Origin of the sequence: Streptomyces sp. ASQP_92 (genome assembly GCF_025399895.1) — a bacterium.
Taxonomy (GTDB): Bacteria; Actinomycetota; Actinomycetes; order Streptomycetales; family Streptomycetaceae; genus Streptomyces.
In genome coordinates this window covers 132,122-153,868 of the sequence record NZ_JAODUA010000002.1, presented here as the reverse complement: position 1 = coordinate 153,868, position 21,747 = coordinate 132,122, and the positions used below count along the sequence as shown (strand labels likewise).

The 21,747-nt window shown below is 71.6% G+C and carries 15 protein-coding genes; 9 read left to right on the top strand and 6 right to left on the bottom strand.

Annotated features, from left to right (window positions below):
- Nucleotides 1–31 precede the first annotated feature (31 nt).
- A complete protein-coding gene (locus N4G70_RS06735) occupies nucleotides 32–1,090 on the top strand; it encodes an NAD(P)-binding domain-containing protein (RefSeq protein WP_388729963.1) in 1,059 nt (352 codons plus the stop codon).
- 183 nt (nucleotides 1,091–1,273) lie between these two features.
- Here the strand turns inward: N4G70_RS06735 and mltG are convergent, their stop codons facing one another.
- Both mltG and N4G70_RS06725 read right to left on the bottom strand, forming a co-directional pair.
- Nucleotides 1,274–2,110, bottom strand: a complete 837-nt coding sequence (mltG, locus tag N4G70_RS06730) for an endolytic transglycosylase MltG (RefSeq protein WP_261711529.1) — start codon at nucleotides 2,108–2,110, stop codon at nucleotides 1,274–1,276.
- 90 nt (nucleotides 2,111–2,200) lie between these two features.
- Nucleotides 2,201–4,012 (bottom strand): ABC transporter ATP-binding protein, encoded by a 1,812-nt coding sequence (locus N4G70_RS06725; protein ID WP_261711528.1) that lies wholly within the window; start codon nucleotides 4,010–4,012, stop codon nucleotides 2,201–2,203.
- 120 nt (nucleotides 4,013–4,132) lie between these two features.
- On the opposite strand from N4G70_RS06725, the gene N4G70_RS06720 reads away from it, so the two are divergent.
- Together N4G70_RS06720 and N4G70_RS06715 are read left to right on the top strand one after the other, a co-directional pair.
- A complete protein-coding gene (locus N4G70_RS06720) occupies nucleotides 4,133–4,591 on the top strand; it encodes a MarR family winged helix-turn-helix transcriptional regulator (RefSeq protein ID WP_261711527.1) in 459 nt (152 codons plus the stop codon).
- Between the two features lie 185 nt (nucleotides 4,592–4,776).
- Nucleotides 4,777–6,171 carry a Gfo/Idh/MocA family protein gene (locus N4G70_RS06715; protein ID WP_261711526.1) on the top strand — a complete coding sequence of 465 codons (1,395 nt, stop codon included), beginning with the start codon at nucleotides 4,777–4,779 and terminating at the stop codon, nucleotides 6,169–6,171.
- Nucleotides 6,172–6,217: 46 nt separating this feature from the next.
- On the opposite strand, the gene N4G70_RS06710 is transcribed toward N4G70_RS06715, so the two are convergent.
- Complete coding sequence (locus N4G70_RS06710; RefSeq protein ID WP_261711525.1) at nucleotides 6,218–7,825, bottom strand: peptide-N4-asparagine amidase; 1,608 nt, start codon at nucleotides 7,823–7,825, stop codon at nucleotides 6,218–6,220.
- A gap of 161 nt (nucleotides 7,826–7,986) precedes the next feature.
- Between N4G70_RS06710 and N4G70_RS06705 the strand changes: the two genes are divergently transcribed.
- Nucleotides 7,987–9,789, top strand: a complete 1,803-nt coding sequence (locus tag N4G70_RS06705) for an ABC transporter ATP-binding protein (RefSeq protein WP_261711524.1) — start codon at nucleotides 7,987–7,989, stop codon at nucleotides 9,787–9,789.
- Nucleotides 9,786–11,567 (top strand): ABC transporter ATP-binding protein, encoded by a 1,782-nt coding sequence (locus N4G70_RS06700; protein WP_261711523.1) that lies wholly within the window; start codon nucleotides 9,786–9,788, stop codon nucleotides 11,565–11,567. The genes N4G70_RS06705 and N4G70_RS06700 overlap by 4 nt, the downstream gene beginning before the upstream one ends.
- Nucleotides 11,568–12,395: 828 nt before the next feature.
- Here the strand turns inward: N4G70_RS06700 and N4G70_RS06695 are convergent.
- A complete protein-coding gene (locus N4G70_RS06695) occupies nucleotides 12,396–13,187 on the bottom strand; it encodes a metal-dependent hydrolase (RefSeq protein WP_261711522.1) in 792 nt (263 codons plus the stop codon).
- A gap of 84 nt (nucleotides 13,188–13,271) precedes the next feature.
- On the opposite strand from N4G70_RS06695, the gene N4G70_RS06690 reads away from it, so the two are divergent.
- The 3 genes from N4G70_RS06690 to N4G70_RS06680 are packed head-to-tail and all read left to right on the top strand — an operon-like array spanning nucleotide 13,272 to nucleotide 17,283.
- Entirely contained in the window at nucleotides 13,272–15,845 is a 2,574-nt protein-coding gene (locus tag N4G70_RS06690) for an RNA helicase (RefSeq protein ID WP_261711521.1), read from the top strand.
- Between the two features lie 35 nt (nucleotides 15,846–15,880).
- A complete protein-coding gene (locus N4G70_RS06685; RefSeq protein WP_261711520.1) occupies nucleotides 15,881–16,762 on the top strand; it encodes an acyl-CoA thioesterase II in 882 nt (293 codons plus the stop codon).
- 32 nt (nucleotides 16,763–16,794) lie between these two features.
- Nucleotides 16,795–17,283, top strand: coding sequence for a glutathione peroxidase (locus N4G70_RS06680; RefSeq protein ID WP_261711519.1), 489 nt, complete (start codon nucleotides 16,795–16,797; stop codon nucleotides 17,281–17,283).
- Nucleotides 17,284–17,343: 60 nt separating this feature from the next.
- Here N4G70_RS06680 and N4G70_RS06675 read toward each other — a convergent pair whose 3' ends face one another.
- The gene (locus N4G70_RS06675) at nucleotides 17,344–19,116 is read right to left on the bottom strand and encodes a DUF4157 domain-containing protein (RefSeq protein ID WP_399034417.1); all 1,773 of its coding nucleotides are present in this window, start codon (nucleotides 19,114–19,116) and stop codon (nucleotides 17,344–17,346) included.
- A gap of 118 nt (nucleotides 19,117–19,234) precedes the next feature.
- On the bottom strand, nucleotides 19,235–20,461 hold the full coding sequence (locus N4G70_RS06670) for an acyl-CoA dehydrogenase family protein (RefSeq protein ID WP_261711518.1): 1,227 nt from the start codon (nucleotides 20,459–20,461) through the stop codon (nucleotides 19,235–19,237).
- 177 nt (nucleotides 20,462–20,638) lie between these two features.
- Between N4G70_RS06670 and N4G70_RS06665 the strand changes: the two genes are divergently transcribed.
- On the top strand, nucleotides 20,639–21,292 hold the full coding sequence (locus N4G70_RS06665; RefSeq protein WP_261711517.1) for a TetR/AcrR family transcriptional regulator: 654 nt from the start codon (nucleotides 20,639–20,641) through the stop codon (nucleotides 21,290–21,292).
- Nucleotides 21,293–21,747 lie beyond the last annotated feature (455 nt).

Genomic DNA, 21,747 nt, shown 5'->3' with positions numbered 1-21,747 from the left:
TAGAACCGTGAACGACTCCGGGGTGCGCGCGATGGACGTGGTGGTCATAGGCGCCGGGCAGGCGGGCCTGTCCGGCGCGTACCACCTGCGGAAGGCGGGCCTGGAGCCCGGCCGGGACTTCGTGGTGCTCGACCACGCGCCGCGGCCGGGCGGCGCTTGGCAGTTCCGCTGGCCCTCGCTCACCTATGGCAAAGTCCACGGGATGCACGCGCTGCCCGGCATGGAGCTGACGGGGGCGTCCGCCGACCGCCCCTCCGCCGAGGTCATCGGCGCGTATTTCGCCGCCTACGAGGACGCCTTCGACCTGCGGGTGCACCGGCCCGTCGAGGTGAGCGCCGTACGGGAGGGCGAGGCGGGGCGGCTGCTCGTCGAGACCTCGGAGGGCGGTTACGCCACCCGTGCGCTGATCAACGCCACCGGGACGTGGGACCGCCCGTTCTGGCCGCGCTATCCGGGCCAGGAGACGTTCCGGGGGCGGCAGTTGCACACCGCGGACTATCCGGGCCCCGACGCCTTCCGGGGGCAGCGGGTGGTCGTGGTGGGTGGCGGGGCCTCGGGCACCCAGCACCTGATGGAGATCGCCGGGGTCGCGGCGGACACGACCTGGGTGACGCGGCGGCCGCCGGTCTTCCGCGAGGGCCCCTTCGACGAGGAGGCCGGGCGCGACGCCGTCGCCCTGGTCGAGGAGCGAGTGCGGCTGGGGCTGCCGCCGGCGAGCGTGGTCTCGGTGACGGGGCTGCCCCTGAACGACGCCGTCCGGGCGGCGCGGGCCGGTGGTGTCCTGGACCGGCTGCCGATGTTCGACCGGATCACCGAGCACGGGGTGGCGTGGGACGACGGACGGAGCATCGGGGCCGATGTCATCCTGTGGGCCACCGGCTTCCGCCCGGCCATCGATCACCTCGCCCCGCTGCGGCTGCGCGAGCCGGGCGGCGGCATCCGCCTCGAAGGAACGAGGGCGGCCAGGGACGAACGGATCCATCTGGTGGGCTATGGCCCGTCCGCCTCGACGATCGGCGCGAACCGGGCCGGGCGGGCGGCGGTGCGGGAGATCCGGCGGCTGCTCGACCGCGAGGCCGTGGGGGTGTGAGCCAGGCGAGGTTCAGCCGGCGCCGACGGGAACGGGGCGCCTTGAGCCGGCCCTGCCCGATGGGAACGAACGCCACGAACGCCTTCAGCCCGCCCCGTCCGTTGGGAACGAACGCGTTCAGCCTGTCCCGTCCGTTGGGAACGAACGCGTTCAGCCTGTCCCGTCCGTTGGGAACGAACGCCTTCAGCCTGTCCCGTCCGTCTCCTTGTGGCTCTTGCGGTTTTCGTTGAACTCGCTGACGTTCAGCCGGTGTTGGGCATAGCTGTCGGTGAAGCGCGTGTCCCCGGGGGCCACCGTCACGAAGTACAGCCATGTGCCGGGGGTCGGGTCGATGGCGGCGTCGAGGGCCTGCCGGCCGGGGTTGCCGATGGGCGTGGGCGGCAGTCCTTTGCGTTCATAGGTGTTGTACGGGCTGTCGATTTTGGTGTCGCCCGTGGTCGTGGCGAGCGTGGAGCGGTTCAGTGCGTAGTTCAGGGTCGAGTCCATCTGGAGCGGCATGCCGTGGGCGAGCCGGTTGCGGATGACGCGCGCCACCTTGCCCATGTCGGCCGGGGTGTCCGCCTCCGCCTGCACGATCCCGGCCATCGTCACCACCTGATAGACCGACAGACCCGCGCGCCGGGCGCCCTCGGCGATGCGGTCCTGCCCGAAGCGCTTGTTGGCCGTCTGGACCATGTACGCGAGCAGCCCGCCCGGGGTCGTGTCGTCCGTGACCGGATAGGTGGCCGGGAACAGATAGCCCTCGGGGTTGCCCCTGGCCTCGGCCGGAAGGTCGAGGTTCGCCGTCGACGCGGCTCGGCGCGTGGTGCCGGGCGCCAGCTCCAGGCGCTTGTCGACGGCCGCGTACACCTGCGTGGCGCGCCACCCCTCGGGGACGAGGAGGGTTCTGGCCGGAGCGCCGGTCTCGCGCAGGACCAGGACGAGCACCACACCCGCCGACAGGAGCAGCGCGAACAACAGCAGGAGCAGTCGGCCACGGCGGGTCAGCCGGCGGCTTCGGCGGTACGTGGTCTCGCTCATGGCGGCACGCTACCCCCGCATATGGGATGGATCAGACATATGACCGGGCTCGCCGTGTGGCCGGGGCGCCGGCCGTGGCCGTGCGCGGGCTCACCCGCGCGTGGGGGCCGGCTCGGCGTCCCTGCGGACCAGCGCCGCGTACCGGCCGTCCCGCTCGAGGAGCTCCTCGTGGGTGCCGCGCTCGGCGATCAGGCCGCCGTCGAGGACGACGATCTGGTCCGCGTCGCGCACGGTGGACAGACGGTGGGCGATCGTGATGGTGGTGCGCCCCTCGGAGAGCGCGTCGATGGCCTGCTGCACCGCGTGTTCGGTACGGGTGTCGAGCGCGCTGGTGGCCTCGTCGAGGATGAGGACCGCCGGATCGCGCAGGATCGTCCGGGCGATGGCCAGGCGCTGCTTCTCGCCACCGGAGAACCGGTAGCCGCGCTCACCGACCAGGGTGTCGTAGCCGTCGGGCAGCGAGGCGATGTGGTCGTGGATCTGGGCCGCGCGGGCCGCCGACTCCAACTCCTCGTCGGTGGCCTCCGGTTTGGCGAAGCGCAGGTTCTCGGCGACCGAGGCGTGGAAGAGATAGGTCTCCTGGGAGACCACGCCGATCGCCCGGGCCAGGCTGTCGAAGTCGAGCTCGCGCACGTCGACGCCGTCGAGGGTGACGCGGCCACCCGTCACGTCGTACAGACGCGGCACCAGATAGCTGAGCGTGGACTTTCCGGAGCCGGTCGGGCCGACGACGGCCAGGCTTCCCCCGGCGGGCACAGTCAGGTCGATGCCGGAGAGGGTGGGCCGTTCCTGCGTGTCGTCGTAGTGGAAGTCGACGCCCTCGAAGCGGACCGCGCCGCGCGCCGCCGGCAGCCGTACCGGCTCGTCGGGCTCGGTGATGTCCACCGGCAGATCGAGGTATTCGAAGATCCGCTGGAACAGGGCGAGCGAGGTCTGCATCTGGACGCCCGTGGACAGCAGGCTCACGGCGGGCCGGAACAGGCCCTGCTGGAGCGTGACGAACGCGACCAGGGTGCCGATCGAGACGGCGGGGCCACCGGTCTGGAGGGCCATGCCGGCCGCCCAGTAGATGACGGCGGGCATGGCGGCCATGACGATGCCGATGGTGGACATCCGCCAGCGGCCGGCCATGTTGGAGCGGACTTCGAGGTCGACGAGGCGCTCGGACTCCGCGGCGAAGTTCTTGGTCAGCGAGTCGGCCCGGCCCATGGTGCGGCCGAGCAGGATGCCGCTGACGGACAGCGATTCGGTGACCTCGGCGGCCATCGCGGCCATCTGCTTCTGGCGCTGGGTGGTGATCTTCTTGCGCTCCCGGCCGACCCTGCGGCTGATCCACACGAAGAGCGGCAGCAGAAGCAGCGAGACGCAGGTCAGGCGCCAGTCGAGCGCGAGCATCGCGACGACGGAGGCGACGACGGCCGTCAGGTTGGAGACCAATGACGTCGCGGTGGAGGTGACGGTCGCCTGCATGCCGCCGATGTCATTGGCGATGCGGGACTGCACCTCGCCGGTGCGCGTCCGGGTGAAGAAGGCCAGCGGCATTCGCTGGAGCTGGGCATAGACGGCGGTGCGCAGGTCGTGCATGACGCGCTGGCCGACGGTGGTGCTGATGAGCGTCTGAAGGACACCGAAGACGCTGTTGACGACCGCCGTGGCGATCATGCCGAGGGCCAGCAGGCTCAGCAGGCCCGTGCGGTTCTGCGGAATGGCCACGTCGAGGATCTCGCGCAGCAGGAACGGCGAGGCGACCGAGACGAGCGAGGAGGCGGCGACGAGCAGGCCGACCACGGCGAGCCGGCCACGGTAGGGGCGGAAGAGGCCGAGGATACGGCGGATCTGCGCCGGTTCCTGCGGCTCGGTGCCGCGGGGCGGGGGCGTCCAGGTGGATGTTTCGGGGCGCATGGGCTCCTTCGACAGGGGTGAGGGCGCCCGCCCGGCGGGGGCGGGAGCGGTGACGACTTCGGGAGCATAGCTCATTGTTACCTATACTCACAATGAACAGGGTCCTGTTATTGTTCCCGTATGCAGCCACCTATTTCCCGGGCCCCCGACGCCGACGGCATGCTCGCCGAGCAGTTGCTGCGGCTGACCCGCCGACTGCACCGGATCCAGAAGCAGCACCTGGAGCCGGTGGGCATCACGCCCGCCAAGGCGCGGCTGCTGCGCACGGTCGCCCACTGGCCCGAGCCGCCGCGCATGGCCGATCTCGCCGCGCGCCTGGAGGTCGTGCCCCGCGCCGTGACCAGCCTGGTCGACGCCCTGGAGGAGAGCGGGGACGTGCGCCGGGTGCCCGATCCGACCAACCGCCGGGTGATCCGCATCGAGCTCACCGACGCGGGCCGCGCCACGCTGCGCGCGCTGCGGGGCGCCCGTCGGGGGGCCGCCGAGGAGATCCTGGCCCCCCTGACGGATGATCAACGCGAGGTGCTCGGCGGGCTGTTGACGGCCCTGGTGGACGGAGACCCGGAGCGCCGCTGCTGACGTCCGGTGGCCGACACGCGCGGTCGCCCTTCCGATGAAACGCCATCGGGCCTGCCTGGGCCGGTATCAAGAGACCGGCGGCGCTCCTGCGCGGCACGCACCCCACCTTCAGGGTCGCTCCCTGGGTCGGTTGACGTCGCGCGGTCGTCAGCCCACGGAATTCCTGTAGCTCACCAGGAGGCTCGATGAACGACGCACGTCCGGAACACCACGACGTCAGCCGGCGCTCCGTGCTGTGGACCGCGGGAGCGGCCGGCGCCGGGCTCGGTCTCGGGGCGTTCGGCCAGTCCGCCGAGGCGGCGGAGCCGGAGGAGGAAAGCCCCCGGCGGCAGGGCAGCACCATGATCGGGGTGCCGTTCCAGCGGCGGTCGACCGTGCGCGTCGCGATGGTGGGCCTCGGCAACCGCGGTGGCGCGATGATCGATCTGTATCTGGCCGTGCCGGGCGTCAAGGTGGTGGCCCTGTGTGATCCGGTGAAGGCGAAGGCCGAGCGGGCCGCCGCCAAGGTCACGGCCGCCGGACAGCCCTCCCCCGCCGTCTACGTCCACGGTGACCACGACTACGAGGAACTCCTCAAGCGCGGCGACATCGACTTCGCGCATGTGGCCACGCCCTGGGACTCCCATTTCGAGATCGCCAAGTCGGCGCTCCTGAACGGAGTTCACGTCGGGGTGGAGTGTCCCGTCGCGCTCCGTCTCGAAGAGCTCTGGGAGCTGGTGGACCTCTCCGAGCGCACCCGCAGGCACTGCATGCAGCTGGAGAACTGCTGCTACGGGCGCAACGAGCTGCGGGTGCTGCGCATGGCGCACGCGGGCAAGTTCGGGGATCTGCTGCACGGGGCGGGCGCGTACAACCACGATCTGCGCTCGATGATGTTCGACCCCTCCTACTACGAGGGCCCCTGGCGCAGGCTCTGGCACACCCGGCTGCGCGGCGACCTCTACCCCAACCACGGCTTCGGCCCCGTCGCCAACTACATGGACCTCAACCGGGGTGACCGGGCGGTGAGCATCGTCAGTGTCGGCTCGCCCTCGCTGGGCCTGGCACAGTACCGGGCCGCCCACATGCCTGAGGGCGACCCGAGCTGGAGGGAGACGTACATCGGGAGCGATCGCACGATCAGCCTGGTGACGACCGCGAAGGGGCGGGTGATCCGCCTGGAACACGACGTGTCGACGCCGCACCCCTACAGCAGGATCAACAGCCTGGGCGGGACCAAGGGTCTCTTCGAGGACTATCCCGAACGGATCTATCTGGAGGCGGACCACCGGGACGACGCCTGGGGCGACTTCTCGAAGTACGCCGAGTGGGACCACTGGCTGTGGAAGGAGCACGCCAACCCGCCCGGCGCACACGGCGGGATGGACTACATGCTGGTGTTCCGGCTGATGCAGTGCATGCGCCTGGGCCTGGTGCCCGACTTCGACGTGTACGACGCGGCGACCTGGACCTCGCCGGTCCCGCTGAGCCATCGCTCCATCAAGGAGCGGGGCCTGCCGCAGCAGATCCCCGACTTCACCCGGGGCGAGTGGCGCAGGTCCCGCCCCGGGATGGACTCCGAGAAGCCCGCCGAGGCGTGAGGCCACTGTCCGCCCCCGGCCGCGCGGGCCGGGGGCGGACGGTGGCTCAGCAGTACCGGACGTCCTCGGTCAGGGCGCCCTGGGCCGTCTTCAGGCTCCGGTCGTAGCAGCCGTCCGAGCCGTAGAGGCGGTAGCGCTCGGCGGAGGTACCGGTCGCGTGGCGCTGCTCGCGCGGCACGTTCATGGTCCAGGAGGCGTCACCGCGATAGGTGTCGTCGAGGTGGGAGAAGGCGGTGGGGCGCGCGCCGCGCAGGGTCAGGGAGTCCGCACGGTCGCCGAGGGTGATGGCGGTGCGCAGCCTGCCGTCCGCGCCGATGGTCGTCGTGCCGTCCATCGTGTACGTACGGTTGTCGCGGACGGTCACCGCGGGGCCCCGGCCGGAGGTCGTGACGCTCTGGTCGTCGTGCCAACTCGCCTTCAGCGCATCGAGGTTCTCGCCTTCGGTCCAGCGGTGCGTCGAGTCGGACGTCACCGAGCGGGTCACCGTCGTGGTGACGCGGCCGTGCGAGGTGTCGAGGTATCCGGCCGTGGTGAGCCGGTGCTCGCCGGTGGCGTCAAGCCGCAGTTCGGCCGAACTCGGCTTGTAATTGGTCGAGTTGACGGGGGCCGTCTCCTCGTGCCGGCTCAGCGCGCCCGTGACGACCTGCCTCCCCGCGTCCTGCCAGATGAGGAGGTTGGTGGGCGTGGACCAGCCGTCCTGTCCGGCGGGAACCCCGGCCACGGACACCTCGACCTGGTGCGGGCGGCCGTCGTTGAGCAGGGCCGCGTACGGCGTCAGGTCGTACTCGACGGGCTTCACGTCGAAGGCCCGGGGCGCGGGAAGGACGTACCAGAGGAAGGGATTGGACCAGCCGCCCGTCCATACCGTGGGGAACGGCGCGGCGATGCCGGCGAGTTGACCGTCGACCCTGACCTGCACCTCCCGGTTGGGGCCGGCCGGCGCCTTGCAGGAGTACGGGGCGGGCTCGGGAACCGCCAAATACCAGAACTCCTCGCAGCCGCCCCCCGATCCGGTCGCATACACCTCGGCGACGACGCGCTCGGCGTTGCGGGGCGTGGTCACCCGCGGGGTGTCGAGGGGAAGCACCGTGTCGGGGGTCGCGGCGGGCGGGGTGCGCCCTTCGGCGGCGTAGAAGGTGAGCGTCACCTTGACGTCGATGACCCCGGTGTAGGTGTCGTTCACGGTGTTGCCGATGAGCATCTCGACCGGCTGGGCGGAGCGGAAGGTGGCGCTGTACCGGGTGACGTCCTTCTCGACGTTCCAGGCGATGCCGTCCACGGAGGGCTCCGGCGTGGAGGTGCGCAACACCTCGGTGCCACCGACGTGGAGATAGCCGAGCCGGTCGTACTGGCGCCCCTTGACCTTGCCGTCGAGGCGCAGCACCACCTTGCTCCACCGGTCGCCGCAGCCCCTGGGAGGCGTGTAACTCCCCTTGTACGGCGTGAAGTCGCGGAACTGGGCCTCGGCCAGGGTGACATGGCAGGACCTGGTGTGCGGGGTCGTCACCGGAGGCGCCGCGGTCAGCGGGTCGTGCCAGTCGGTGCCGAACTCGGCGGGCGGGGTGTCGGCGCCCGCGGCCGGGCCCGCGCCGAGCACCAGACCGGCGGCCAGGGTCAGGCCGCCGAGCATGGACATGATCCTTCGTCGTCTCATGGACCAGGAGTGAAGCGCGAGCGCGGCCGGGGCGCCAGACCCGGGGAGTGGGCGATGGCGGGTTCTGGGCCCCAACGCGGAAAAATCGATTGAAATCCGCGGGCACGAAGGGCGAACCTTGCACGGCTCCAGCCACTCGACGCGAGGAAGCCCGGGACACCATGCAGATTCGCGATCTTCCCTATTCGGATCCCGGCGAACCCGATGTCCGCTCGGGGCCCCGCTTCCTGTACTGGCTGGCGCGCAACCAGCTGGGCGGCCAGCTCAAGGCCGTCGGGTGGGGCCTGCTCCAGCAGTGCGGCATCGCCGGGCTGCCGCTGACCGTCGGCCTCGCGGTACAGGCCGCCGTCGACCGCTCGGGCGACCGGCTCGCGTTCGCCGCCGCGCTCAATGTGCTGCTCGGCGTGGCCATCGCGGTCGGCGAGACGATGCTGCACCGCACCGCGGTCACCAACTGGATCACGGCGGCCGCTCGGGTGCAGCAGTTGCTCGCGCGCAAGACGGCCGAACTCGGCTCGGTGCTCACCCGCCGGGTCGCGGCCGGCGAGGTGGTGGCGGTCTCCACCGGTGACGTCGAGAAGATCGGCTGGTTCGTCGAGGCGCTGTCACGGTTCGCGGCCTCGGCCGGCGCGCTGGTCGTCATCTGCGTCGGGCTGCTGATCTACCAGCCCGCGCTCGGCGTGGTCGTCGCCGTCGCGCTGCCCGTACTCGCCCTGGCCGTCCTGCCGTTGCTGCCGCGCGCCACCCGGCGTGCCGACCTTCAGCGCGAAAAGGCGGGCCGGGCCACCGAGTTGGCGTCCGACACGGTCGCGGGGCTGCGGGTGCTGCGGGGCATCGGTGGCGAGGAGCTGTTCCTCGGCCGCTATCGCGAGGCCTCCCAGGAGGTGCGCCGGGCAGCCGTGCACAGCGCCCGCATGTGGTCGCTGATCTCGGCGGTCCAGGTGCTGCTTCCGGGGCTGCTGCTCATCACGGTGGTCCTGTACGGCGCGCGTCTCGCGCTGGACGGGCGGATCGCGGTGGGTGAACTGGTCACCGTGTACAGCGCGGTGACGCTGATGCTGTTCCCCTTGCAGCACTTCGAGGAGATCGCGATGGCGTACTCGTTCTCGCGGCCCTCCGCGAAGCGGGCGGCGCGGGTGCTCGCGCTCCAGCGGGTCACCGACCCGGCCGGGACGGACACGGGGGTGTCGTCCGGGCCGCCGGCGGATCTGCCGACCGGTGATCTGTACGACCCGGCGACCGGGCTTCTCGCACCCGAGGGCCGGTTCACGGCCGTGGTGTGCGGCGACCCGGACGCCGCGGGACGGCTCGCGGACCGGCTCGGCGGGCATGCCGCCGAGCCGGGCGGGCTGCCCTCGGTACTGCTCGGCGGGGTCGCCCTCGACGGGTTGGCGCTCGAGCGCGCCCGTACCGCAGTCCTCGTCCAGGACAAGGACCCGGTGCTGCTCTCCGGCACGTTGCGGGAGCTGCTCGACGTCCCGTCGTCGGGACAGGTCGAGGCGGCCGACGCGCTCGCGGCGGCGCGCTGCGAGGACGTGCTGGAGGCGCTCGCCCAGGCGTCGGTGATCAGTGACGGCGACCCGATGGACACCCGGATCACCGAGCGCGGCCGGTCGCTGTCGGGCGGACAGCGTCAACGCCTGGCGCTGGCACGGTCGTTGGTGACCGATCCCGAGGTCCTTGTGCTCGACGAGCCGACCTCGGCGGTCGACTCGCACACCGAGGCGCGGGTCGCGGAGGGCATCAAGCGACTGCGGGCCGGCCGGACCACGGTGGTGTTCACCTCGTCGCCGCTGCTGCTCGACGTGGCCGAGCGCATCGTGTTCGTACACGACGGCGAGGTCGTGTCGGTGGGGCTGCACCGCGAACTGGTGCACACCGACGCCCGCTACCGGGCGGTCGTCACCCGGGAGACCGACGAGGAGCAGGCGCGGGCGATGGAGAAAGTGGAGGAGTCGGCATGATCGGCGTGGCAGCACCGCAGTACGACCCGGCGGCCCCCCAGTCGGCCACCACCCTGCCGGTGGGCACCCCGGCCACCGTCCGTGCGTACGTACGGGAACTCCTGCGGCGCCACCGCGGGGCGTTCGCGATCCTGATCGGGACCAACGCCGTCGCGGTGATCGCGTCGATGGTGGGCCCCTATCTCCTGGGCGGCGTCGTCGAGGACCTCTCGACGGGGGTGCGCGACCTCCAACTCGGGCGCGTGGCCGCCCTGTTCGCGGCCGCGCTGGTCGTGCAGACGGTCTTCGTACGGATCGTCCGGCTGCGCGGCGGCATGCTCGGCGAGGAGATGCTGGCCGATCTGCGCGAGGACTTCCTGGTGCGCTCGGTCGGCCTGCCGCCCAGCGTGCTCGAACGGGCCGGCACGGGCGACCTGCTGTCCCGGATCACCACGGACATCGACCGCCTGGCCAACGCGATGCGTGAGGCCGTGCCCCAGCTCGCCATCGGCGTGGTGTGGGCGGCGCTGCTGCTCGGCGCCCTCGGCGTCACGGCCCCGCCGCTGGCCCTCGCGGTGCTGATCGCGCTGCCGGTCCTGGTGACGGGCTGCCGCTGGTACTTCCGCCGGGCCCCGGCCGCCTACCGTTCGGAGGCCGCCGGGTACGCGGCGGTCGCCGCCGCGCTGACGGAGACGGTCGACGCGGGGCGCACGGTCGAGGCGCACCGGCTGGGGGCGCGGCGGATCGCGCTCTCGGACCAGCGGGTCAGGGAGTGGACGGCGTGGGAGCGGTACACCCTGTTCCTGCGCTCGGTGCTGTTCCCCGTGGTGAGCATCACCCATATGACGATCATGGTGTCCGTGCTGACGATCGGCGGGGTCTTCGTCCTCAAGGACTGGATCACCGTGGGCGAGCTCACCGCGGGCGCGCTCCTGGCCCAGATGCTGGTCGAGCCGGTCGGGCTCATTCTGCGCTGGTACGACGAGCTCCAGGTGGCGCAGGTCTCGATCGGCCGTCTGGTCGGGGTCCGCGACATCGAGCCGGACACCGGCGACGAGGAGGTACGCCCCTCGGGCCGGCAGGTCGAGGCGGACGCGGTCCGCTTCGGCTACCGCGAGGGCGTGGACGTCCTGCACGAGGTGTCGCTCTCGGTGGCACCGGGCACCCGGGTCGCCTTGGTCGGTCCTTCGGGGGCGGGCAAGTCGACGCTGGGCCGGCTGCTCGCGGGGATCTACGCGCCGCGCCGGGGCAGCGTCACGCTCGGCGAGGCGGAGCTCTCGCGGATGCCGGCGGAGCGGGTGCGCGAGCATGTGGCCCTGGTCAACCAGGAGCACCACGTCTTCGTGGGCTCGCTGCGCGACAACCTGCTCCTGGCGCGCACGGGCGCCGACGACGCCGAGCTGTGGGCGGCGCTCGGGGCGGTCGACGCGGACGGCTGGGCGCGCGCCCTCGACGACGGTCTCGGCACGGAGGTCGGCTCGGGCGGCCTCGCCCTCACCCCGGCGCAGGCCCAGCAGATCGCGCTGGCCCGCCTGGTCCTGGCCGACCCGCACACGCTGGTCCTGGACGAGGCGACGTCCCTGCTCGACCCCCGGGCGGCCCGCCATCTGGAACGCTCCCTGGCGCGCGTCCTGGACGGCCGCACGGTGGTGGCGATCGCCCACCGGCTGCACACCGCGCACGACGCGGATGTGATCGCGGTGGTGGAGCGGGGGCGGATCGCGGAGCTGGGCAGCCATGAGGAACTGGTGGCGGCGGGGGGCGCGTACGCCGCGCTCTGGCGGTCCTGGCACGGCTAGCCTGCGGCGCGCGGGCGGCCCTCGGGGCGGGGGCCCGGCACGCTCGGCTGGGCCGGGGTGCCCTCGGGGCAGGGTGCGGCTCGGCGTGCTCGGCTGCGCCGGGGCGCCCTCGGGGCAAGGTGCGGCCCGGCACGCTCGGGGTGGCCCCGGGCCGTCTGTGCGCTGCGGACCGTGCGTGGTTGCTCGCGCAGTTCCCCGCGCCCCTGGACACCCTGCTCCCCGGCACCGCGGCGCGGGCTCCCACCGTCCCTCTCTCGCTGCGGACCGTGCGTGGTTGCTCGCGCAGTTCCCCGCGCCCCTGGAACGCGCTGCTTCCCAGCACCGCGGCGCGGGCCCCCACCGTCCGTCTTTCACAGCAGACCGTGCGTGGTTGCTCGCGCAGTTCCCCGCGCCCCTTCAGGGCGCTGTCCCGGACGGCGCCCGTAGGGCCACAAGGGACCCCACACAGCCAACAAACAAAGACAGACGGCACCCCCAGGGGCGCGAGGAACTGCGCGAGCAACCACACACAACCGACCGACACAAACAAACCGCACCCCCCCCAGGGGCGCGGGGAACTGCGCGACCAACCACACACAACCGACCGACACAAACAAACCGCACCCCCCTCAGGGGCGCGAGGAACTGCGCGAGCAACCACCCACCACCGACGGACAAAGACGAACCGCACCACCCCAGGGGCGCGGGGAACTGCGCAAGGGGCGGCCCCGGGCAACGGCGGACGGCGGCCTCAGGGGCGCGGGGAACTGCGCAAACGGGCACGGCCAACCCCGCACGCCAAACCACCCCCCGAACCCCCCACCCCCGCAGGGAAGCGCGACGCCGGGGTCAGATGAAGTTCAGCGCGCCCGCCGCCCCCAAACCCCCCAGCACCATGAACGCCGGCATCAGAACCTTCAGCTCCACCCAGCTCCCCGCACGGAACCGCATGCCCTTCGGCGGTCCGAGCGGAGCCCAGCGCTTGCGGCCCAGCGGGATGGGCCACAGGATCGGGCAGCCCGAGACCGTCAGGGCGTCGCCGATGTCGTGCACCAGCGCGCCGAGAATGATCGGCAGGCCCAGCCACAGGTACTCCTGGCCGGGGCCGGCGAACAGCCAGTCCGAGCCGTTGCCCGGCTTGTCGAGGACGCCCGCGAGGATCCACGCGCTCGTCCCGCCGAGCAGCCACACCAGTACGTCGCTGGAGACGCGGGCGGCCCGCCACAGCAGGCCTTCCACCGCCAGCACCAGATGCACGAAGAGGATCGCGAGGACCGCCCAGCGCCCGCCGAACACCGCCGCCGCCGAGGCGCCCGCCCCGATCAGGACGGCCCACAGCCAGGTGTGGGTGAGGGTGCGGTGGCCGCCGTTGCGGCGGGGGTCGCCGGGGCCCCGGGTCGCCTTGTAGACCGCGTGCGAGAGCTCGTCCACGATGCCGCACAGGCCCTTGGAGATCGGCCCGAACGCGCGCGAGATGGTCGCCGACTTGTGGTCCAGGTCGGGGGCGAGGGCCGCGCCCGCCGTGATGAGGGCGCCGACGGCGAGCACCGGCCATGGCATGGGGTGCCCGGCGGCGGCAGCGGCAGCGCCCACCCCGAGCCAGGCCGCGGCCCCCGACAGTGAGTGTGCTGGTCCCATCATGGCCGCGCCCCGCCCCATCCCTCTTGCCGACAAGCCCCGTTGACGGCCCGTCCGTGGACGGCCCGAGCCGGCAGCCTACCCGTGATGATCTTGGCGTCGGTGGCCGGTTCCCGCTTACGGTCCCGCGCCAGGCAAGATGGGGTCGTGACCCTTATCGATCAGCTGCCGCCGAGTGCCGACCCCGATGCCCTTTTCGAGGCCTTCTCCACCTGGGCCGAGGAACAGGGCATCACCCTGTACCCGGCCCAGGAGGAGGCGCTGATCGAGGTCGTCTCGGGGGCCAACGTCATTCTGTCCACCCCGACGGGCTCGGGAAAGAGCCTGGTGGCGGCGGGTGCGCACTTCGCGGCGCTGGCCCGGGACGAGGTGACCTTCTACACCGCGCCGATCAAGGCGCTGGTCTCGGAGAAGTTCTTCGACCTGTGCAAGCTGTTCGGGACCGAGAACGTCGGCATGCTGACCGGCGACGCCTCCGTCAACGCGGACGCGCCCGTCATCTGCTGCACCGCCGAGGTGCTCGCCTCCATCGCGCTGCGCGACGGCAAGCACGCCGACATCGGCCAGGTCGTGATGGACGAGTTCCACTTCTACGCCGAGGCCGACCGCGGCTGGGCCTGGCAGATCCCGATCCTGGAGCTCCCCCAGGCCCAGTTCGTCCTGATGTCGGCCACGCTCGGCGACGTCTCGATGTTCGAGAAGGACCTGACGCGCCGCACCGGCCGTGAGACCACCGTGGTCCGCTCGGCGACCCGGCCCGTGCCGCTCTCGTACGAGTACGTCACGACGCCCATCACGGAGACGCTGACCGAGCTGCTCGAAACCAGGCAGGCGCCCGTCTACATCGTGCACTTCACGCAGGCGCAGGCGGTCGAGCGGGCGCAGTCGCTCATGTCGATCAACATGTGTACACGCGAGGAGAAGGACAAGATCGCCGACCTGATCGGCAACTTCCGCTTCACCACCAAGTTCGGCCAGAACCTGTCCCGTTACGTCCGCCACGGGATCGGCGTCCACCACGCGGGCATGCTGCCCAAGTACCGCCGCCTGGTCGAAAAGCTCGCCCAGGCAGGCCTGTTGAAGGTCATCTGCGGCACGGACACGCTCGGCGTCGGCGTCAACGTCCCCATTCGCACGGTGCTGTTCACGGCTCTGACGAAGTACGACGGCACCCGCGTGCGCACCCTGCGGGCCCGGGAGTTCCACCAGATCGCGGGCCGCGCGGGCCGGGCGGGATTCGACACGGCGGGGTATGTCGTCGCGCAGGCGCCCGAGCACGTCATCGAGAACGAGAAGGCGCTCGCCAAGGCCGGCGACGACCCGAAGAAGCGCCGCAAGGTGGTCCGCAAGAAGGCCCCCGAGGGCTTCGTGGCCTGGTCGGACACCACCTTCGAGAAGCTGATCGGCTCCGAGCCCGAGCCGCTGACCTCCCGCTTCCGGGTCACCAACATCATGCTGCTCTCGGTGATCGCCCGGCCGGGCAACGCCTTCGAGGCGATGCGGCACCTCCTGGAGGACAACCACGAGCCGCGCAAGGCGCAGCTGCGGCACATCCGCCGGGCCATCGCGATCTACCGCTCGCTGCTCGACGGCGGCGTGGTGGAGCAGCTGGACACCCCCGACGCCGAGGGCCGCACGATCCGGCTCACCGTCGACCTCCAGCAGGACTTCGCCCTGAACCAGCCGCTGTCCACCTTCGCGCTGGCCGCCTTCGACCTGCTGGACCCGGAGTCGCCCTCCTACGCGCTCGACATGGTCTCGGTCGTCGAGTCGACCCTCGACGACCCGCGCCAGATCCTCGCCGCGATGCAGAACAAGGCGCGCGGCGAGGCCGTGGGGCGGATGAAGGCGGACGGCGTCGAGTACGAGGAGCGCATGGAGCGCCTCCAGGAGATCTCCTACCCCAAGCCGCTGGAGGAGCTCCTCTGGCACGCCTACAACGTCTACAAGACCTCGCACCCGTGGGTGGGCGACCACCCGGTCTCGCCCAAGTCCGTGATCCGCGACATGTACGAACGGGCGCTCACCTTCACGGAGTTCACCTCCTGGTACGAGCTCGCGCGGACCGAGGGCATCGTCCTGCGCTATCTGGCGAGCGCGTACAAGGCGCTGGACCACACCATCCCCGACGACCTGAAGACCGAGGACCTGGAAGACCTCATCGCCTGGCTCGGCGAGATGGTCCGCCAGGTCGACTCCAGCCTGCTGGACGAGTGGGAGCAGCTCGCCAACCCCGAGGTGCAGACCGCCGAGGAGGCGCAGGAGAAGGCCGACGAGGTCAAGCCGGTCACGGCCAACGCCCGCGCCTTCCGGGTCCTCGTGCGCAACGCGATGTTCCGCCGGGTGGAGCTGGCCGCCCTGGACAACCTCACCGCGCTCGGCGAGCTGGACGCGGAGTCCGGCTGGGACGCGGACGCGTGGGGCGAGGCGATGGACAAGTACTGGGACGAGTACGACGACCTCGGCACCGGGCCCGACGCCCGCGGCCCCAAGCTCCTGTCCATCGAGGAGGACGCGGCGCACGGCCTGTGGCGCGTCCGCCAGGCGTTCGCCGACCCCAACGGCGACCATGGCTGGGGCATCAGCGCCGAGGTCGATCTGGCGGCCTCCGACGAAGAGGGCCGCGCGGTGCTGCGCGTCACCGACGTCGGCGAGCTCTGACCCCCACTCCCCCGTTCCGAGAGGACCGCGACGACATGACCAACCCGGCGGAGAGACTCGTCGACCTGCTCGATCTGGAGCAGATCGAGGTCAACATCTTCCGCGGCCGCAGCCCCGAGGAGTCCCTCCAGCGGGTCTTCGGCGGCCAGGTCGCGGGCCAGGCCCTGGTCGCGGCTGGGCGCACCACGGACGGCGAGCGTCCGGTGCACTCGCTGCACGCCTACTTCCTGCGGCCGGGCCGTCCCGGTGTGCCGATCGTGTACCAGGTGGAGCGGGTGCGCGACGGGCGCTCCTTCACCACCCGGCGGGTCACGGCGGTGCAGCAGGGCCGCACGATCTTCAACCTGACGGCGTCGTTCCACCGCCCCGAGCCCGGCAGCATCGAGCACCAACTGCCGCCGCGCCTGGACTTCCCCGAGCCTGAGTCGCTGCCGACGGTCACCGAGGAGATCCGCGCGCACCTGGGGGCGCTGCCGGAGTCCCTGGAGCGGATGGCGCGCCGCCAGCCGTTCGACATCCGGTACGTGGACCGGCTGCGCTGGACGCCCGAGGAGATCAAGGGCGCGGACCCGCGCAGCGCCGTCTGGATGCGCGCGGTGGGCCCGCTCGGCGACGACCCGCTGGTGCACACCTGCGCGCTGACGTACGCGAGCGACATGACGCTGCTCGACGCGGTGCGCATCCCGGTCGAGCCGCTGTGGGGCCCGCGCGGCTTCGACATGGCCTCGCTCGACCACGCCATGTGGTTCCACCGCCCCTTCCGCGCCGACGAGTGGTTCCTGTACGACCAGGAGTCCCCGGTCTCGACGGGCGGGCGGGGCCTCGCCCGCGGCCGGATCTACAACCGCGCGGGCGAACTGCTGGTGTCGGTGGTCCAAGAGGGCCTCTTCCGGCCCCTCACCCCGTCCGGCGACTGATCAACTCACCTTTTTCCAGAAGGAGTTACCGAATGAGCCTGTACGACATTCCGCTGCGCACCCTCACCGGCCAGACGACCTCGCTCGGCGAGTACAAGGGCCGGGCCGTGCTCCTGGTCAATGTCGCGTCCCAGTGCGGTCTGACCCCGCAGTACGCCGGCCTGGAGCGGCTCCAGCAGCAGTACGGCGAGCGCGGCCTGACCGTGCTCGGCGTGCCGTGCAACCAGTTCGGCGGCCAGGAGCCCGGCACCGCCGAGGAGATCGGCACGTTCTGCTCGGCGACGTACGGCGTGACGTTCCCGCTCCTGGAGAAGACGGACGTCAACGGCGAGAGCCGCCACCCGCTCTACGCGGAGCTGACGAAGACGGCGGACGCCGACGGCGAGGCCGGCGACATCCAGTGGAACTTCGAGAAGTTCCTGATCTCGCCGCAGGGCGAGGTCGCCGCCCGCATCCGGCCGCGCACCGAGCCCGAGGCCCCCGAGGTCGTGGCCCTCATCGAGGCCAACCTGCCGGCCTGACCCGGTACGCGACACCCCGGCGCTCCGTCCTCACCCGAGGGCGGAGCGCCTCGTCATGTCTCACGCCAGGATCTGTACCCAGGGGCTCATGAGGCGGTACGGCGTCCCCGCCGGGATGCGCTGGCGCTGCATCCCGTTGCGGATCTTGCCGTCGGCCTGAACCGCGTCCTGGGTTTCGGAGGGCACGAAGTAGGTGCGCCCGTTGGCGACGGCCAGGCCCCAGTACTGGTAGTGCGTGAGCGTCAGATAGACGCGCTTCTGGATGTAGTCGAGGACGACCTTGGTGTTGTGCTCGGAGTTCGAGCCGGTTCCCGTGTACTCGGCGAAGCCACGGGGGAACCCGGCGGCATTCAGGGTCGAGGACCCGGTGCCCGCCTGGGAGTGGGCGCGGTAGTGGTCGTGCAGGCCCCGGCTCTCCTCGGGGACCTGGGCGCGGAAGGCCTCGGGGCCGCCGGTGTGGTCCGCGCCGGTGGAAGGCAGTCGGCCCGAGTCGTCCTGGTGCCAACTCCTCAGCGTGCCCGGCTCGTTCGGTGTCGCGTCCCGCCTGGTGAGCTGGTCCGGTGTCCGCTCGTCGAGCAGGGTGCCGCTCTCCAGCTGGAACCGCACGTCGAAGATCAGGTTGGTCAGCGGCCTGGGCAGCAGTTCCTTGGCCATGCCCCAGGTGAGCTGCTTGAGGGGGTCACTGCCGATGCGGCCGGTGGTCTCCTGCGCCTCGGCGGCGCGCTCGCCAAGCCCCTGGCCGAACTCGTCCCACATGACGTCGTCATTCGCCCAGACGCCCTCCTTGCCGCCGTTGGGCAGGCTCTGGTGCTCGTAGCCGCCCTGGGGCTCCACCGCGTACCGGGTGTTCTTGTTGGCCCGCAGGTCCGCCGGCACATCGGTGGCGATCACGCGCCGAATCTCCGCGACGAGGGCGTCCAGCTCAACTGCCCCGTTCCCGGCGGGAGTTCGCAGCGCCTTCGCCAGGCCCTTCAGCGTGGTGCCGCCGTCCTGGGCGTAGCCGACGGCCAGCTTGTAGTCGTCCACGACGACCATCCGGTAGTACTCGCCGACCTGTTGCCGCGTCAGATCGTTCTTGTCCGCGACGTTCTTGGCACTGGCGTATCCGTCGAGGGTGACCGTGATGGCGCGTTGCACCGCCGGTTCGGCTGGGGCGCTCTGGACCGATGCCGAGGGTCCGGACTCGGGGGCCGAGGGCGCGGACTGCCGGGCGGAGCCGCCCGACATCACCCGGGTGGCATTGGCCTCCGCCTCCCGCTCGAACCGGTCGGAGGGATCGGAGACCTTGAGCCCCGAGCCGTTGTCGGTCCCCGCGACCGGGCCCTGGCGCTGCTGGATGACATGGGTCAACTCGTGGGCCAGCGTGTGCTTGTCGTTCCCGCCGTCGCCGATGACGACATGGCTGCCCGAGGTGTAGGCGCGGGCGCCGACCTCCGCCGCGGAGGCTCGGGCGGCGGAGTCGTTGTGGATGCGGACGTCGGAGAAGTCCGCGCCGAGCCGCGCCTCCATGTCGCCCCGGGTCGCCTCGTCCAGGGGGCGGCCGCTGCCGCGCAGGACGTCGTGCACGGCGGAACGCTGCACGGCGGGCTGCTCGGCCGCGTGCCCGCAGCCGGCCCCGTGCCGGTGCTCCTCCCGCTCCCCCGGGTGACCGGCCCGGCGGAGCATCTGCACGACGGCCGCGTTCCCCACGGTGCCCTGTAGTGCGCGCAGGCCCTGCGGCGGTGCCGCGCCCTTGGCCGCGGGCTTGTCCGCCGGGCCGCGCCCGTTCGCGGCGCCGACCCTTCTGGCATCGTCATGGTCGTGCACGGAGCCTCTTCCTGCGCTGGAATACATCCCTTTCTGCATACGCGGTGAAGGCGGCCCAGGGCCAGGTACGGGAGGGCACTGTTGCGGGGCCGCCCGGGCAGACCGGGCACGCCCGGGCGGCTGTGCGCCTGTACGGCGGGCGCGCCTAGCGGATCGGCATGCCCGACAGGGTGCGGGCGATGACCAGGCGCTGGATCTCGCTGGTGCCTTCGAAGATCGTGTAGATGGCGGCGTCCCGGTGCATCCGCTCCACCGGGTACTCGCGGGTGTAGCCGTTGCCGCCGAGGATCTGGATGGCCTGCCCGGTGACCTTCTTCGCGGTCTCGCTCGCGTACAGCTTGGACATCGAGCCCTCGGCGGACTCGAACTTCTTGCCCGTGGTCGCCATCCAGGACGCGCGCCACACCAGCAGGCGGGCCGCGTCGATCCGGGTGCGCATGTCGGCGAGCTGGAAGGCGATGCCCTGGTTGTCGATGATGGGCCGGCCGAACTGCTCACGGGTCTTGGCGTAGTCGAGCGCGTAGTCGTACGCGGCCCGCGCGGTGCCGACGGCCATCGCGCCGACGGCCGGGCGGGAGGCCTCGAAGGTGGCCATCGCGGCGTTCTTCACGCGCTCACCACCCGCCTTCGCCTTCTCACGGGAGCGGGCCAGCCGTTCGTCGAGCTTCTCCTTGCCGCCCAGCAGGCAGTGGCCGGGGACACGGACGTCTTCGAGGACGACCTCGGCCGTGTGCGAGGCGCGGATGCCGTGCTTCTTGAACTTCTGGCCCTGGGTCAGGCCCGGGGTGTTCGGCGGCACGATGAAGGAGGCGTGGCCCTTGGAACCGAGTTCGGGATCGACGACCGCGACGACGACGTGGACATTGGCGATGCCGCCGTTGGTGGCCCAGGTCTTGGTGCCGTTCAGGATCCACTCGTCCTTGGCCTCGTCGTAGACGGCCCTGGTACGCATCGAGGCGACGTCCGAGCCGGCGTCCGGCTCGGAGGAGCAGAAGGCGGCGACCTTGACATCGGTCACATCGCCGTACATCTGCGGGATCCAGGTGCCGATCTGCTCCTCGGTGCCGTTGGCGAGGACGCCGACGGCGGCGAGACCGGTGCCGACGATGGAGAGCGCGATGCCCGCGTCCCCCCAGAACAGCTCCTCCATGGCGACCGGGATGCCGAGACCCGTCGGGTCGAAGAACTGCTGCGCGTAGAAGTCGAGGGAGTAGATTCCGACCTTGGCGGCTTCCTGGATCACCGGCCAGGGCGTCTCCTCACGCTCGTCCCACTCGGCGGCGGCGGGGCGGATCACGTCCTTGGCGAAGCCGTGCAGCCAGTCCCGGACCTGCTTCTGGTCGTCGTTGAGATCCATTGTGAACTCGGCCATGACCCCTCCACCACTCCAACTGTTACTTACGGTAACAACAGTCTGTTACCGACGGGTAGCCGCTGTCAACCGGCCACCCGCCCGGCAGCACCGCAGGCGGGCGGAGTGTTACGTTGCGCAAGGCTTTCGACAGCGGGAACCCACGGAAGACGCAGTACGGGCGGGGAGAAGAGACCCATGGAGACCACGCAGCAGGCCGAACAGCAGCGAACGGCGGCGGAGCGCCGGCGGCGCGAACTGCTGGAGGCGGCGGACCGGGTGGTGCTGCGGGACGGCCCCAAGGCGTCGATGAACGCGATCGCGGCGGAGGCGGGCATCACCAAGCCGATCCTCTACCGCCACTTCGGCGACAAGGGCGGCCTCTACCGGGCGCTCGCCAAACGGCACACCGACGCCCTGCTCTCCGCGCTGCGGGCCGCGCTCGACGCGCCGGCCGAGCGCCGCGAGCGGGTCGAGGCGACCCTGGAGACGTATCTCGCCGCCATCGAGGCGCGGCCGCAGGTCTACCGCTTCCTGATGCATCCGGCCGAGGACGCACCGGCGCCCGAGTCCGAGCAGGGCTTCGACGTGGGCCGTCACTCGGCGCCGCTGCTGCGCCGCATGGGCGAGGACCTCGGCGTCGTCATAGCCGAGCGGATCGACCTCGGGCCGGGGAGCGATGTGCTCGCGCGGGTCTGGGGGCACGGAATCGTCGGCATGATGCATGCGGCGGGCGACTGGTGGCTGGGTGAACGCCCCTGCTCCCGCGCGGAGTTGGTGCGGGCGCTCGCCGATCTGCTGTGGGGTCGGCTCGCCGGGGCGGGCGACCGGGCCGACGGTCCGGGGTTCTGATCCCCCACCCCGCCCCTTCCCGAAAGCCTCCGGCGGAGCATGTCGTCCGCGGACCGTGGACGGCTGGTCGCGCAGTTCCCCGCGCCCCTCAGCTGCTCGGTGCTGGAGCACCTTCAGCCCGTCCGGCGATTGAGGACGAGCGACGTTCAGGCGCGATACGGGGTCTGGGGCGGAGCCCCAGGGCGCCCGCGGACCGTGCGTGGTTGCTCGCGCAGCTCCCCGCGCCCCTTAGCTGCTCGGTGCTGGAGCACCTTCAGCCCGTCCGGCGCTTGAGGACGAGCGCCGTTCAGGCGCGATACGGGGTCTGGGGCGGAGCCCCAGGGCGCCCGCGGACCGTGCGTGGTTGCTCGCGCAGTTCCCCGCGCCCCTCAGCTGCTCGGTGCTGGAGCACCTTCAGCCCGTCCGGCGATTGAGGACGAGCGCCGTTCAGGCGCGATACGGGGTCTGGGGCGGAG

What these genes read in the sequence shown, in the direction of transcription:
- N4G70_RS06725 (WP_261711528.1), bottom strand. Translation starts at nt 4,012, where the DNA reads ATGCGCCCCGAAACATCCACCTGGACGCCCCCGCCCCGCGGCACCGAG.
- N4G70_RS06715 (WP_261711526.1), top strand. Translation starts at nt 4,777, where the DNA reads ATGAACGACGCACGTCCGGAACACCACGACGTCAGCCGGCGCTCCGTG.
- N4G70_RS06685 (WP_261711520.1), top strand. Translation starts at nt 15,881, where the DNA reads ATGACCAACCCGGCGGAGAGACTCGTCGACCTGCTCGATCTGGAGCAG.
- N4G70_RS06735 (WP_388729963.1), top strand. Translation starts at nt 32, where the DNA reads ATGGACGTGGTGGTCATAGGCGCCGGGCAGGCGGGCCTGTCCGGCGCG.
- N4G70_RS06700 (WP_261711523.1), top strand. Translation starts at nt 9,786, where the DNA reads ATGATCGGCGTGGCAGCACCGCAGTACGACCCGGCGGCCCCCCAGTCG.
- N4G70_RS06665 (WP_261711517.1), top strand. Translation starts at nt 20,639, where the DNA reads ATGGAGACCACGCAGCAGGCCGAACAGCAGCGAACGGCGGCGGAGCGC.
- N4G70_RS06695 (WP_261711522.1), bottom strand. Translation starts at nt 13,187, where the DNA reads ATGATGGGACCAGCACACTCACTGTCGGGGGCCGCGGCCTGGCTCGGG.
- N4G70_RS06705 (WP_261711524.1), top strand. Translation starts at nt 7,987, where the DNA reads ATGCAGATTCGCGATCTTCCCTATTCGGATCCCGGCGAACCCGATGTC.
- N4G70_RS06680 (WP_261711519.1), top strand. Translation starts at nt 16,795, where the DNA reads ATGAGCCTGTACGACATTCCGCTGCGCACCCTCACCGGCCAGACGACC.
- N4G70_RS06675 (WP_399034417.1), bottom strand. Translation starts at nt 19,116, where the DNA reads ATGTATTCCAGCGCAGGAAGAGGCTCCGTGCACGACCATGACGATGCC.
- N4G70_RS06720 (WP_261711527.1), top strand. Translation starts at nt 4,133, where the DNA reads ATGCAGCCACCTATTTCCCGGGCCCCCGACGCCGACGGCATGCTCGCC.
- N4G70_RS06690 (WP_261711521.1), top strand. Translation starts at nt 13,272, where the DNA reads ATGATCTTGGCGTCGGTGGCCGGTTCCCGCTTACGGTCCCGCGCCAGG.
- mltG (WP_261711529.1), bottom strand. Translation starts at nt 2,110, where the DNA reads ATGAGCGAGACCACGTACCGCCGAAGCCGCCGGCTGACCCGCCGTGGC.
- N4G70_RS06670 (WP_261711518.1), bottom strand. Translation starts at nt 20,461, where the DNA reads ATGGCCGAGTTCACAATGGATCTCAACGACGACCAGAAGCAGGTCCGG.
- N4G70_RS06710 (WP_261711525.1), bottom strand. Translation starts at nt 7,825, where the DNA reads ATGAGACGACGAAGGATCATGTCCATGCTCGGCGGCCTGACCCTGGCC.